Raw genomic sequence first — 13,167 nt, 5'->3', positions numbered from 1 at the left:
GATCTCAATCAGCGGCCAGGGCGTCCAGAACGACAGGGCGGCCACTCCTCAGAAGCCACCACACGAGGCAAGACACCATCAGCCACACCCCATCGCCCTGGGCATTCAGAACATCCCGTCCTGAACACCAACAATCTTATGGAGACGCCATGACCGGCGAGGAAATCGTGCTCGGCCCGCTGCCGAAGGGGATCACGCCGGCCGGGGAGGGGAAGGTGTGGAACGTGCTCGGCCACACGTACTCGCTGAAGGCGGCGAGCGAGTCGAGCTTCGCGTTCGAGACCTACGACAGAAGCAGGGGTATGCAAGGGCCGAACCGGGTGCTGTCCGCGCCGTGGCGTCATGAATGCACGACCGGGTTGCCCCAGCCCAGTTCCGGCAGGAAGTTGGACAATCCGCTCGCCATCCGGGCGCCAGCAAGCAATGGGCTTTCGATCATACCCGGCCGGTACGAGACCAACTCCAGGCGCAGTACGTCCTGGATACCCACCCTGAATACCCGTGATCGTCCGTGGCGGACAGTGACCTCATCTCGCAGCGTTCCGTCCACGATGACCTGGAAGACCCCCGTCTGGGTCGCGTCGGCTGCGTCGTCCAGGACACCCACGGTCGATTCGAACCACCGGTAGCTCCGGCCGAGGTTGAAGCTGATCGACCCGCGCGGGCTTTGCGCGAAGTGTTCGCAACGGTGGATGACGCTGTTGCTGAAGAGGCGGTTGTCGATGCTGACTGGACCAATGCGCACATCGGACGTCCGGCTGGTGGGAGTGAGGTCCGTCAGAAGCGCCGAATCCGGGACTTCCGGCATCGGAACGCCGTTCGCCGGTCCGAGGTGCTCTCGGATCGAGTCGACGAGGTGCATGAGGTCGTATTCGTCCGAGCGGTGGTGCAGCCGGAGGTACTGGCGACGGGCCAGGTCGGAGATGGTCGCGGGGAGCTCGTCGGCGGCTGGCATCGCACGGTCGCCGACCAGGACCGGGATGACGGGCTTGCCGCTCGCGATCGCCAGTTCGATCTCGGTGCGCACCCAGTCTGCGGGTGCGTCAATCCGTCGTGCACCGGTATCGTCGCGGCTGAGCCAGTGCGGCCCGATCACGACCACCAGCACTGAGCAGCTCGACGCGGCCTGGATCAGCGCGGGGTCGAAGGCAACCCCCTTGGGGATAGTCCGGCTCGACCGGAAGACGTTGTCCGCGCCGAATACCTTGCACAGTTTGCGGTCGATCAGCACGGCGGTGTCCTGCGCGTCACCGTTCCGGAAGTTGATGAAGATCGTCGCGATATCTCTGCCCCTGGTCATCCGTCGCTCAGCTCCCCGCCGCGACGACGTAGGGTGATCCCCAGACCGCGTTCCCGCTTCGGCACGGTCTTCCCGGAGCTGTGGTGAACGACGTCCGGAGCTTGATGGCGAAGACGCCCGGCGGCAGCTCAACCGACAGCGGTTTTGCTTCTCCGGGATTGGCCACGACGGTCTGTTTCGCGTTGACCGCGTCATCGTTTACGAACACCTCGAACTTCACCGCGAGGTCCGGGGACGCGGTCGAATCCGTTCCGACTGCTTTCACCTCAAGTCGAATGAAGTTCTTCAGGCGGAACTGCTGCTCACCGCGGTAGGCGCTGCTGTTGCAGGTGGCCAGCGTGTTCCACAGCGAGTTCGAGTACTGCGTCAGCTGTACGTCGTGATCGCCGTGCTGGAAGTTCCAGCTGTCGTTGGGACGCGGCAGTTCCACCAGCGGGATGGGTACGCCCTTGGGGACGCTGCCGCCGTCACCGGGAACGGCCGGATCATCGGCGGCCGCCGTCGCCGATGTCGGTGGTTCGGTGGTCTCCGGAGGAGGCTGACTGCTTGTCGGTGGAGCGACAGTGACCGTGGTGGCGACGGCGACGACCTGAGGGAGTCCGGGCGCTGGCCCGGCTCCAGACCCAGTCACCCGTGCGACAGCGAAAGTCGCCACGAGCAGCACCAGCACGCCGGAAGCTGCCAATACCACGTGGGTGCGCCGTCGCGAACTTCTCACCTTTCCCACCTTCCGGCCGGCGAGGGCCGACGTCAGCTCTCTGGCGAAACCCGCGTCCCGTATCACCTCTTGGCGGAGGTGGAGCCGCATCGTCTCCGTTTCGACCGGTTCCGACGGACGGGCGGCGAAGCGGGCGAACACCTCGGCGAGGAACGGTTCGGAGAACTGCCCCTGCACCCGGGTGAGCAGATCCTCCAAAGGTCCGTTGTACGCAGCGGGGCCCTCTGCCGACTTCCGCACGAGATAGTGCGACAAGACGGACACCGTCTTGTGAGCCAGCTCGTCTTCGGTCATCGACACCCTCCGAATCTCAGGTCGGCGACCCGCAGAACGGCGAGCATACGTACACGGATCGATCACCGGCACGGAGGGTGCCGATGTTCAACCTGCTTGCGACCATTTCGTGAGAAACGAGCTGAGAGCGCGCGAAAGATGACCTGAACATGTCATCTTTCTGTCCAATCGAGTTCAAGGTGACGGCCAGTCGACGGGTAATGCCACTTCGGCACCGGCCGGGGACCAGCGAAGTAGTCCTCGCCGGACGGCCTGCGTGACGCGGTGTTCATAACCGTGTACTCGCGCTACCGTCGGCAGCAGGTCCGCGAGAATTTCGCAAGCGCGAGTGGGATTCCCGGCTTCGCCGATGGAGGTGGCCAGGTCGAGTCGGACGAAGAGGGTGTCCGGGTGCTCAAGGCCTGCCCGTTGTTCACGGATATGAAGAATTTGCAGGAATTGATCACGAGCCGAGATTGGGTCTCCGGCCTCTCGCGTTCGGCGAGCGAGGCTGGTACGCAAACCTATCGTGTCAGGATGCCCCAGGCCGTATACTCGCTGGAACGCGGGTAGCAATGCGCGACTCTCTTCGCGAGCGAATTCTGGGTCTCCCGCTTCGCCTGCCCACCAGATGTGATTTGCGCGCAAGATCAGAGTCGATGGGTGTTCCGGCCCGTACAATCTCGTCACTGCGGCAACAGTGACATGTACGCATCGCGTGCGCCCGCGGCGTCGCCGGCAATGCCGACCCACCAGGCGAAGCCGGATCGCGCGATCAAGGTTTCGGAATGTTCGGGACCGGATATGCGTTCGCGGACCATTACCAGCTCCGCGTACCGGTCGCGCGCGTCGGCCGCGTCTCCGCTTTCGCCGATCCACCAGGCGTGATTCGCCTTCATGCTCAATGTCACTGTGTGCTCGGGCCCGTATACTTCCTCTCGGACCGGCACCAGTCGCGCATAGCTGTCTCGTGCACCCACGGCATCGCCGTTCTCTCCCAAGAGCCATGAGCACACGGCCTCGATGCGCATTGTCCGGTGGTGGCGGGCGCCAAGCCGTTCACGACTGGCGCGGAGGATGGCTTCCGTTTCGGTGAAGGCGGCGCGGTGCCACCCGCTGCTCGCCAGGAAACGCACCGCACTGTCGGCGCACCGCACCACCTGGGCCAGCAGGGCACTCGTTGTCGCGGCGTCCGACACAGCGGCGTGCAGATGTAGCGCGTGCGGCGTCAGGATTCGCCATGCCGGCCAGTTGGCCACGTCGTCGGCATCTTCCGGTGCGGCGTTGCTCAGCAGGTGCACGGCCAGAGCCAGGTGGTCCGAGTGCCGGCCGGATGTCGAAAGGTGCAGTCGGCAGGTGTCGCGGATGAGGGGGTGGATCCGGAGCGCCAGCGCGTCCGGCGAAGAGTGGCCTGAATCCCCGAGATCAATGAGGCCTAGGCCGTTCAGCGCGTGCAGCAGCCCGCGAAGCGCGGCTTCGTCCAGTCCCGGGAACAGCGGCGACGACACCATTGTCTCTGGATCGAGCAGCCGAAGCGGTATCGGCGCGTCGGCGAACAGCGACAGGATCCGCAGCAACGTCCGGGCTTGTGGTTGCCCTCGGTCCTGCAGGAGGTCGAGCGACAGTTCCCACGTTCTGCCGACGAGACCGCGCGCCTGTGTGGTCGTCAGAGCATCCGTTCGGTGCTCGAAGACCGACTGGAGGCCACCGGCTTCGATCGCCGCCTGGTACGAGGTGAACGTCGTGACGGAGCCGGGAAGCCGCAGCTGGTTTGCGTCGGCGAGGTAGCGGCCGGCGAGTCCGAGGGCCAGTGCGAGGCCGCCGAGTCGCTGGGCGAGCGCGGCAGCTTCCCCCGGAGTACCGGCGTGTCGCGCGTGCTCGAGGAGAACTCGTGCGCCGTCTGCGGTGGACAGCATGCCGACGAGGTCGAACTGGCACCACGATTCGATGCCGGGCCGCCCTCCCCACGTGGTGGGCAGCCCGTCCCGCGTGGTCACGAGAACGGCACCGGATCGCCTGCGAACCGGCCGAATCCAGCCTCGGCCGGTCGCGACCGGGTCCTCATCGGATCCGAGGACACGGTATCGTCGGCGTTGTCGACGACGAGCAGCCATCGGTCCTTGCGGTCGCCGAGCAGACGCCACACAAGGTCCGGAGCGCTGCCCATGCCGGCCCAGGCCCGGTCGATTTCCAAGTCACCGGCGCCCAGTCGAGCCGCCACCTCGCGCATCCCGGTCTGCAGGCTGGCCTCTGTCGCCGCGGACACCCACCACACCTGTACACCGGCCCGCTGCAGCACCTCTGCCACGAGCAAAGCGACCGTGGTCTTCCCCGCTCCTCCCATGCCGTGCAACACCCGGACACGAGGTGACTGCCGAACTCGCCGCCGGTGGATCCTGCACAGATCCTTGACCAGCGCAGACCTTCCGAACAGGTGTTCACCGAGCAGCCCCTCGGGCGGAGCGAGGGAGGCCATACCCGGCCGACGGGCGACACCGATTTCGCTGTGGAGGGCCACGGTTGCCTTCCCCGGGACGCCACTACCGAGCTTCAGCTGCCGCCACGACACGACTATGCCGACGATCGAGACCAGCAGGCTCATTGCGGCGAGCAGCGCACCGGCCATGCCGGAGAGCGCACTCTGCCGATCCGGCGACTGCGAAATGTAGGACATGAACAGCCGGGCGCCGACCGGCGTCAACCAGGCAAGGGCGGCGACCGCCCCCGCCAGCCCGGCACACCCGATCGCCCACCATCGCCATCGGCCGCGCAGTCGGGCCGGCCAGCGTGGACGTCGCGGCGAGCTCATCGGCCGATGCTGTCGTACGCTGCTAGCACGCGTTGCCTGACTCCACGCTGGACGGGGTGGTTCCGATACCAGCGCTGGCACAACCGGTTGAGCACGGCGACCGGTCCCGATAGCGGCCGGTCGGCCTCGACGAGCAAGACGAGCCGATCGCCCTCCCGGTCGTTGACCGCGTCGTGTTCGAACGAATCGTCGAAAACGAACGCCTTGCCGGCGGACCACGAAACTTCGATGCGTTGGCACGGAAAGCGCAGCGCGCAGACCTCTTCGCCCGGCGGAACCACGAGTGCCAGATGGGCGCGGAGCACCCCCCAGTTGTTGCCCGTGTGCGGCGCGATCCGCGAACCAGACGTGAGCACTGCGAAGTCGGCGGCTCGCAACATGGGAACCTGGGACAGGGCGGCCTGCGCTGCCGGCATGGCAGCCAGGTAGGGATACGGGCCCGTTCGATCGATCAGCGGCACCAATCGCCAGCTTCCCGCCACGTCGACCGAGAGCGGATTCAACACGTTCGTGTCGATGGCCGCAAAGCGGTCGAACAACGCCCGTGCCTCCACTCCGATGGCCGGCGCCGCCGCTTCGAGCGACGCGAGCCAAGGGAAGTCGTCCGGTGCAGGCAGGGGCCCGGCCGCCGGGCGCCGGCCGAGCAATTCAACTGCGCTCAGCAGTCTTTCCAGGACCACGTACCTCGGATCCGGCATGGGTGTGCTCCTCCGCGATGCGCACGTGTCGCGTGTAGACCGGGTTCGTTGTTTTCCATCGTCCGATGTCGGCGGGAAGCCCGCGTGTACGCAGTCCGTCGGCGACCAGGTCGAACATGAATGCGGAGCGGCGGACGATCTCTTCGGCGCGGAAGCGGGCGGAACCTTTCCCCCCGTTGTTGTCTTTGTGGCAGCGGTAGTCCGAGCAGACCTCGTCGACCGCGACAGTGGTGCCGTACAGCGGGGAAAGGCCGTGGAGGTAGGTGTCGGCGCTGATCCGGAATGGCTCCTCCGGCATCGGCAGTACCTTGCTCAGGAACGTCCTGTGCCACGCGTTGGCCGAGGTGGCCAGGTTCGGCCCGCGGTCGAACCCGTACTCGACGAGCTGCGGAAGCCGGTCGCCTCGTGGTAGGCGACCCTCGGGCATCTCGATTCCGAGGGGTGTTCCATGTTCGTCCACCAGCCGCATGCGCCAGTGCACCTTCACCGCGCCGATCACTCCGCGAAGCGCCTCTTCGAGGCTCTCGACGGCATGTGGAGCTAGCCGGTCGTCGCCGTCCAGGAAGAGGATCCAATCACCGGTCGTTGCGGGCACCGCCGTATTCCACGCCGCTGCCTGACCGCCGTTGGGACGCGAAATCGTCACCAATGAGTCGCCGTACTTACGGATGAGCTGACGGCTCGCGTCGGTCGAGCCGTCGTCGACGACGATCACCTCCGCCGGTAGACGCGTCTGCTCCAGCGCCGAGTCGATCGCCGCGGGCAGGAAGCGACGTTGGTTGTAGCTCGTCACCACGATGCTGATCACGGTCTCAGCCGAAGTCGGGTAGGTAGTCGGTGTTGATCGTGACCCGGCGCTGGCCGTGCGGGATCGGCGCTGAAACGGGCACGGAATGTTCGAGCCATCCCGGAAAGACCACGAGGGTACCGACTACGGGCGTGAAGGCCACTATTTTCGGTTGCCAAGGGCAGTTCACGTGGAAGACGGGGTTGTGAAAGATCGTGGCCAGCCGATCGGACTCCGGCTCCGCCGGCAGCTCGCACGTGAACACGCTTGTCAGGAGTGCGGGAGTGTGGTTGTGCGTGGCGAGCAGCCTCGTCGGGCCGTGGTGAAGGTCCTTATGCGCACTGGCTTTGTCGATCCGCAGGGCCCACGATCGGATCACGAAGCGGTGGGAACGCTGTATAGGCGCAGTCGACGCTACCTCTCCGAACACGGTGCGAATCCAGTCGAAAAACTCACACCAGTGCGGCTCCTTCCGCGAGTGGAGCTCGGGCAGCGTCTGGTTACCCGACGACGTCGCGGGGTCCTGTCCTCCGTCGCGCAACAGACGGTCGATGTCGTCAACCAGGTGAGGTATCCACGCGGTGGACGGCGCGAGGTCCGCTGTCCACACTGGGACGGTGAACAGGGCGCGAGTCGACACCTGAGTCGTCAACTCGATCACCTTGCCCGAAGCAGCTTCGACGCGCCACGCCTGGCTAGCCAGTCCTCGGGATACAGCAGCTTCTCGTAGTACAGCCAGTCTGCACGGTGGCGCGGCGCGACGGTGAGCCAGGACTCGTCCTCAATGAGAACTTCCTCATCGAGCAGGAAATCCAGTTCCGCACAGAACAGGTCCCGCACGGTGACTCCGGCGTCTCGCTCGATCGCAGCGGTGTCCACGGTCCACTCCCGGTACAGCTCGTTGACCAGCGCGGCGGCCGCTCGGGACGGCAGGTCGCAGTCCTGCACCTCGACTAACCTGCCTACCAAGCTGAACCCTCCTCGTGGCTGGTGGGCGCAGTGGACGAACCGGTGGTCACGGTGGAACGAGCGCGCTCCGCTGCCTACTCCCAAAAGGGAGTTGGCGAATTGTGGGCGGTACCGCGTTTCGTAGAAATTGCGTTCGGCCCGGTGCGCGGACGCCGAGGGATCGATCAGCCGGACGTGTTCGCCGTCCGCGCGACCTTCGACATCCCATCCGTGCCGTGTGGCCAGGTCGGCCATACGCGTTATCCGCTCGGCGCAAGTCGCGACGTACTGGTCGACGCCGCCCCGCCTTCGCAGCTCCGAGCCGCGGGCGGGCCGGTAGCGGTAGATCGAGACCGTGGTGCAGCCACTGGTGAGCGCATGTACCACGGAGTCCTGCACGGACTCGGTTGTTTCCCCGGCCAGACCGACCATCAGGTCGATGTTGACCTCGGTGACGCCAGCGTCTTGGCAGTACTGGATCAGCGCGCGGGCTTCGTCGACGGACGCGAACGTCCGTCCTTCGGCACTGACCACTGCTCGGCTGAAGGATTGGACACCAAAACTGACCCGCTGGAACCCACCTGCCACGATCGCCCGGGCCTTGTCAGCGGTCATCGTACTCGGGGACATCTCGAACGTGCGCTGCGCATCGGTTTCGAACACGAACGCGGCATTCACCGCGGAGAGCAGCCGTTCGATCTGTGCCGCCGCCAGCACGGTCGGGGTACCACCGCCGACGTAGCTTCCGGCGATCGCGCGGCCGGTGGTTGCGCCGATCTCGTGGAGGAAGGCTTCGATCCCACGGACACAGGCTTCGGCCTTATCGCCTGCCCGGTCGGCCAGCCCGTAGAAGTACATGCAGAAGGAGCAGTGTTCGACGCACAGTGGGATGCCGACGTAGAGGCTCAGCGGGCGCCCGGTGTCATCGTCTCGCAATGGCGCGAGCGCCTCCTCATAGAGGATCATGTCTTTTGTCGACGCGAAGTAGGACGGCGGCGTGTGCAGGTTCAGCGACCTCGTTAGTTCGCGCAGGTGGTCGAGCCGGCGAGCCACCGCGCTTCCTTTCGCGCTCATCGGGCACCGACCGAGAAGTCGAGGAAGAAAGGAACACGGGGTGCGAACCCGTCGACACGGCATTGTTCGATCCAGACGACGTCATCCTCGTCGAATACCACCACGAGATCGTCGCGGATCTCGACCTGCGTACCCGCTCGGAGCGCCTCGAACAGCTCCATGTTGGGCTTGTTGGACGGCATGAGGGCAACCGCCCGATAGCGGACCGATGCCGCGTGTACGGCGCCGTCGAAGCTGAATGTCTCCCATTCGTTCAAGACGAGGCAGGGCCGGGCCGTGAGGCGGTCGATGTGGTCGGCGAGGTCCGGGCAATGCCGGCGCATTTCCACCCTCGTCTTCTTGGCCAGCTTTGTCGAGGCCGCACAGTCGTAGCGACAGGGAAGGTGGGCCGTCCAGGTGAGGCCGGTGAACCGCGGGGTCGAGTTGCAGAGCGCCGACGGTGCGCGGGTGGCTCGCCACGCTTGGTATGGCATGTTGTTGATCGACCAGTTGTTGTTTCTGGCGAAAGCCTCCGTGCAGCATCGGGGATAGCCGAGTCCCTCGCCGAACCAGTAGTGGTCGATCCACGGCTTGCTCGAGGCACGCCCGCTGCTCACCAGCGGGTACCAGCCCGACCACCGCGTGCGGTCCACCGCCTCGCGGTCTCGCCCGACGAACACGTGCACGGAAGCGTCAGGCACATCTTCCGCTACTGTGTGGGCAGCGGCCCTTGTGGTCGTCAGCGTCTCACCGCCGATAACGTCGGCGAGAGCGTCGTCGCCGGACAAGCCGGCGAACTGCGCATTGGACGTCACGTAGAGTCCGCGGCTGCGGCACATGTCGATGTACTCGTCCAGTCGCGACCTTGCCACCCAGTCGTCCATCACGGGCTTGATCCCGGACATGACGGCCACGAAGTTGACGGGCTGTCCGTGCTCCGGCCGGAGCACGGTGTAGCCGCGCAGCTCGTCGCTTTGTTCCATCGAGGGCAGCACGGGCGGGGTGATGTCACCGATGATCGAGATCATTTCTCACCCATTCCAGAAGACCGAGAGCGAACCGGCAGGCAGGGGGCATGGCGTCGTACCGCGAACGGGACGGCAGGATTTGCGATAGCGGGGCCGGGTCCGGCGCGCAGACCTCCGCCCTCGCGATCACGTCTGCGGGGTGGAAGAGCCATGTCTCACCGGGTCCCGGATCGCCGAGGTGCCGGATGGCGAAGGTCAGGTCGCGCCACAGGTCCACGTCGTGGGGATGGCGGACCACGAGCTCGGCGTACGTCTCGGCTGCGGAACTCATGTCACGCTCTATGTAGGCGACGTGACCCTTGAGAAGCCGGCGCACGTCGCCGTCGGGCGCCGATTCGATCCGGGCGACGATCGAGTCGTACCGCGCGGGGCGGCGAACGTGCAGCAGGCTCAGGTGATCGAAAGTCGGGTCGGTGCGCTGCTTGCGGTCGGAAAGACTGTTGATCTGGATCCCCTCCGGAGTGCCGAGCTCCGTCAGGACCGCCTGCAGCTCCGCTGTTGCGCCTGGCATCCACGTCGCTGCGGCGAAGTCCGTTCGCAACCTGCCGCCGGCCGCAGTCCAGCGCGATGCACAGGCCGGAAGCGGCGTTGGTGTTCGCACGGTCGGCGGGCTCGCGGCCACGCCTACCGTTGCGGTTCCGGTTTCCACTCCTGCCGAATCGGCGCCGTCGTGTGGTTCCGAGCCGAGATGCACCTTCACCGATCCGGGGTCGGCGCCGGTCGGCAGGTCGATCTCGACGAGCGGCGGGTCGGTGGTGACAGATGCGCGAATCGGCACGGTGACGCCCGCGAACGCGAGGGGAAATGCAAGCCAGACGCCGGCACCGGGCAGAGAGACGATGCCGTCCGCGTTTACTCGCATGTGTGTCGTTACGCCTACCGCGGCCGGATCCAGGCAGCGAATGGCTGCCGTGAATTCGGCTGCCTGCAGGCAGGTTGCGTGAAAATCGCCGTCCGGCAGCAGTTCTGCCGCACGGCGGTCGAGGAGCCGGACCAGGCGGCTCAGCCACCTGCCGAACCGGGGCCCGACGAGTACCGGTCTGGCGTGTGCGCCAGCGGCAGCCACGGCGGCGCACAGCTCGCCCACGTCGGTCCCTCCCTCGAGGTGTCGGCGCACCCACTCGAGCTTGATCAAGTTCATGCCGCGCTTCGCATCGTCCTGTTCGACGAGGGCATTGACGGCGGTCATGCCGATGCCGCCACTTCACCTTGGATCGGGATGACCGTCTCCGCCAGCTCTTCGAGCTCGGAAGGCCAGCTCTTCGGCCGGTCAGCGGGAACCAGGATGAATTTCGAAGCGCCCGCCTCGACGTACTCGCGAAGCCGCTCGGCGATCATTGCTCCTCCGATCGGCAACGCGCGGTCCGGAGTGAGGTCCGGCCGACGCCACGAGATGAACTCGACCGACTGCGGTGACGGCTCACGGAGGGCGTACAGCAGCAGCACACCGTAGTGATCTTCCTCGATCCGCCTCCCTGCATCGCTTGCCGCGTCCCGTACCCGGACGATCCCTCGCGAGACCTCCGCGGGGGTCGCAAAGCTGGCCAGCCACCCGTCGGCGATGCGTCCGACTCTACGCAGTTCCGAGCCGGCCTGACCGCCGAGCCACACGGGTGGGCACCGCCGCGGCCGCACGGGCAGACCCACGTCGTCCAACCGGAACCGCTCTCCCAAGTGGGTGACCGACTCCTCGGACCAGAGCCGCCGCATCACGTGTACGGCTTCTTCCAGCCAGGGCCCGCGATCAGCACGATTCACGTTGAAGGATTGCTGCTCGTCCGGGTGGACCGTGCCCAGGCCGAGGATCGGCAGAAAACGGCCGCCGCTGAGCATGTCCAATGTGACAACGGACTTCGCGAGAACGGCGGCCGGCCGGCCGGGGGCGACCAGGATGCTGGTCCCGAGCTTGATCCGTTCGGTCACGGCCGCGGCGAAGGCCAAGCCCGCAATCGGATCGAGCGCGGGGCTGGTGATTACCTCGGACAACCACAACGAGTCGAATCCGGAGCTCTCCACGCCACGGCATAACGAGACGAAGTCGTCCGCATCGTCGATCATGTGCTGAACACCGAGGCCGTAGCCGATGCGAACCTGCAATCCCGTGCTCATGTCAGCACCTCGTGGAGTTCGGCCCCGTTGAACACCCGGCTCCCACGGTGCTTACCCGCCAGGAACGAGGGAATGATCGTGTGGAACAACGTGTGGTGGATCGTCATGTATGCGGGGCAGTTCGGATCGGGCAGCGGCACCGATCGGTTGCCACCCTGACCGGCGAGCGTGCATCCACCTCCGCAGCTGCCGAGCCAGCTGCACCCCGCACACGTCGATGGCGGGCGCCGCAGGTCGGCAGAGACCAGGTTCCGGAGCTCCAGCCGACCGATTTCCGGTCGTTTCGTGATCTGCACCAGCGGCAGCTCCTTACTGGAGTCCTGTACGAACCGTGGGCAGGCGTGCAGACCGCCGTCGGCGCCCGCCACGTGCAAGGACTGTCCCGAGCCGCAGTACCGGCTCGTGCAGGAGTCGCGCCAGCCGCCGCGATCGCCGAGGATCCTGAGAAGGAACTTGTGCGCGGACTGTTCCATCAGCTCCGAGTCTGTGACGTCGGCGCTGGAAACGACCTCGGCCATGAACTCGTCGAATTGGCCCGGGGACAAGCCTTCTGCCTCCCAGGCCGTGGCTGCCTCGCCCTGAGCCAGGACCGGCTTCACCAAGTAACTGTCGGGGTCGTGCGCTCTGATCTCGGCGAGCACATCCTGACTGCGCCCCACTGCGCGCTGGGTGACCGTTGCGATGAGGTGGACGCGCAGACCCCGAGCGCGACAGCGAGCGATCGCGGCCACAGCCTTATCGTAGGAGCCCGCCCCGCTGCGGAACCGACGAGCGCCATCGTGGATGTCGCGGGGTCCGTCAAGACTGATTCCCACCGAAACGTCGTGACGCGCGAGGAAGTCGGCGAGTCCCTCGTTCAAAGTCGTCCCATTGGTCTGGATCGAAGCCCGCAAGACCTTGTCCCTGCGCTCCGCCTCGTTCACCGCCCATGGAAGCAGGGCACGGAACTGTTGCTCGGCAGCGGCGATCTCACCGAAGTCCACCAGCACCGAAGGCCACGGCTGCTCCAGGGAAGCCCGGATGACGGCCTGCGCGTGCCCGAGATCCATCGAACGGGCACTTGTCGGGGTGGCGTGCCCGAGGTAGCAGTAGGAGCACACCAGGTTGCAGCCGGAATTGAGCAACAGGACGATCGTGTAGTAATCACGAGTGGCCGCCACCGCTGCTGCGTGAGCCGCCTCGTCGTAGGTCGATTTCCCGTCCACGGTGATCAGCGCGCATTTCCAAGCGACTTCGAGAATCGGCCGAAACGCTCCGGCGTCCTCCACCCGGGGCATGCTCTCGAACACGGCTCGTTCCCGGCCGTCGAAGACCGCCCAGCCACCTGTTCTCGGGCTGATCGCCAGTTCGCCGCAGGAAAGGTGGTGCCAGTTGATCTCGTCCATGGCCAGCGCACCCGCACTCGGTAGCGGCGGTGAGTCCGGGCGTATGGGATCCCCGGGTT

General features: G+C 66.0%; 13 protein-coding genes. All 13 read right to left on the bottom strand.

Annotated features, from left to right (window positions below; translation table 11 throughout):
• Window positions 1-340: 340 nt before the first annotated feature.
• The 13 genes from ACZ7OH_RS31150 to ACZ7OH_RS31090 all read right to left on the bottom strand — a co-directional run bounded on the left by ACZ7OH_RS31150 (window position 341) and on the right by ACZ7OH_RS31090 (window position 13,108).
• Complete coding sequence (locus tag ACZ7OH_RS31150) at window positions 341-1,300, bottom strand: TIR domain-containing protein (protein ID WP_470284080.1); 960 nt, start codon at window positions 1,298-1,300, stop codon at window positions 341-343.
• Window positions 1,301-1,307: 7 nt separating this feature from the next.
• On the bottom strand, window positions 1,308-2,312 hold the full coding sequence (locus ACZ7OH_RS31145; protein WP_470284079.1) for a hypothetical protein: 1,005 nt from the start codon (window positions 2,310-2,312) through the stop codon (window positions 1,308-1,310).
• 174 nt (window positions 2,313-2,486) lie between these two features.
• Complete coding sequence (locus tag ACZ7OH_RS31140) at window positions 2,487-2,981, bottom strand: tetratricopeptide repeat protein (protein ID WP_470284078.1); 495 nt, start codon at window positions 2,979-2,981, stop codon at window positions 2,487-2,489.
• Entirely contained in the window at window positions 2,978-4,288 is a 1,311-nt protein-coding gene (locus ACZ7OH_RS31135; protein WP_470284077.1) for a hypothetical protein, read from the bottom strand. The genes ACZ7OH_RS31140 and ACZ7OH_RS31135 overlap by 4 nt, the downstream gene beginning before the upstream one ends.
• Entirely contained in the window at window positions 4,285-5,100 is an 816-nt protein-coding gene (locus ACZ7OH_RS31130; protein ID WP_470284076.1) for an NB-ARC domain-containing protein, read from the bottom strand. The genes ACZ7OH_RS31135 and ACZ7OH_RS31130 overlap by 4 nt, the downstream gene beginning before the upstream one ends.
• The gene (locus ACZ7OH_RS31125) at window positions 5,097-5,798 is read right to left on the bottom strand and encodes an aspartyl/asparaginyl beta-hydroxylase domain-containing protein (protein WP_470284075.1); all 702 of its coding nucleotides are present in this window, start codon (window positions 5,796-5,798) and stop codon (window positions 5,097-5,099) included. Before ACZ7OH_RS31125 ends, ACZ7OH_RS31130 begins: the two co-directional genes overlap by 4 nt.
• Entirely contained in the window at window positions 5,749-6,606 is an 858-nt protein-coding gene (locus ACZ7OH_RS31120; protein WP_470284074.1) for a glycosyltransferase family 2 protein, read from the bottom strand. Before ACZ7OH_RS31120 ends, ACZ7OH_RS31125 begins: the two co-directional genes overlap by 50 nt.
• A 4-nt stretch (window positions 6,607-6,610) precedes the next feature.
• Entirely contained in the window at window positions 6,611-7,246 is a 636-nt protein-coding gene (locus ACZ7OH_RS31115; protein ID WP_470284073.1) for a 2OG-Fe(II) oxygenase family protein, read from the bottom strand.
• On the bottom strand, window positions 7,243-8,586 hold the full coding sequence (locus ACZ7OH_RS31110) for a radical SAM protein (protein ID WP_470284072.1): 1,344 nt from the start codon (window positions 8,584-8,586) through the stop codon (window positions 7,243-7,245). Before ACZ7OH_RS31110 ends, ACZ7OH_RS31115 begins: the two co-directional genes overlap by 4 nt.
• Window positions 8,587-8,603: 17 nt before the next feature.
• A complete protein-coding gene (locus tag ACZ7OH_RS31105; RefSeq protein WP_470284071.1) occupies window positions 8,604-9,614 on the bottom strand; it encodes a hypothetical protein in 1,011 nt (336 codons plus the stop codon).
• The gene (locus ACZ7OH_RS31100) at window positions 9,595-10,803 is read right to left on the bottom strand and encodes a hypothetical protein (protein WP_470284070.1); all 1,209 of its coding nucleotides are present in this window, start codon (window positions 10,801-10,803) and stop codon (window positions 9,595-9,597) included. The genes ACZ7OH_RS31105 and ACZ7OH_RS31100 overlap by 20 nt, the downstream gene beginning before the upstream one ends.
• Window positions 10,800-11,723: an LLM class flavin-dependent oxidoreductase gene (locus ACZ7OH_RS31095; RefSeq protein ID WP_470284069.1), complete on the bottom strand. Its 924-nt coding sequence runs from the start codon at window positions 11,721-11,723 to the stop codon at window positions 10,800-10,802. The genes ACZ7OH_RS31100 and ACZ7OH_RS31095 overlap by 4 nt, the downstream gene beginning before the upstream one ends.
• The gene (locus ACZ7OH_RS31090; protein WP_470284068.1) at window positions 11,720-13,108 is read right to left on the bottom strand and encodes a radical SAM protein; all 1,389 of its coding nucleotides are present in this window, start codon (window positions 13,106-13,108) and stop codon (window positions 11,720-11,722) included. The genes ACZ7OH_RS31095 and ACZ7OH_RS31090 overlap by 4 nt, the downstream gene beginning before the upstream one ends.
• Window positions 13,109-13,167 lie beyond the last annotated feature (59 nt).

The organism is Amycolatopsis sp. NPDC114478, assembly GCF_055633805.1.
This window is presented reverse-complemented; position numbering and strand designations above follow the sequence as displayed.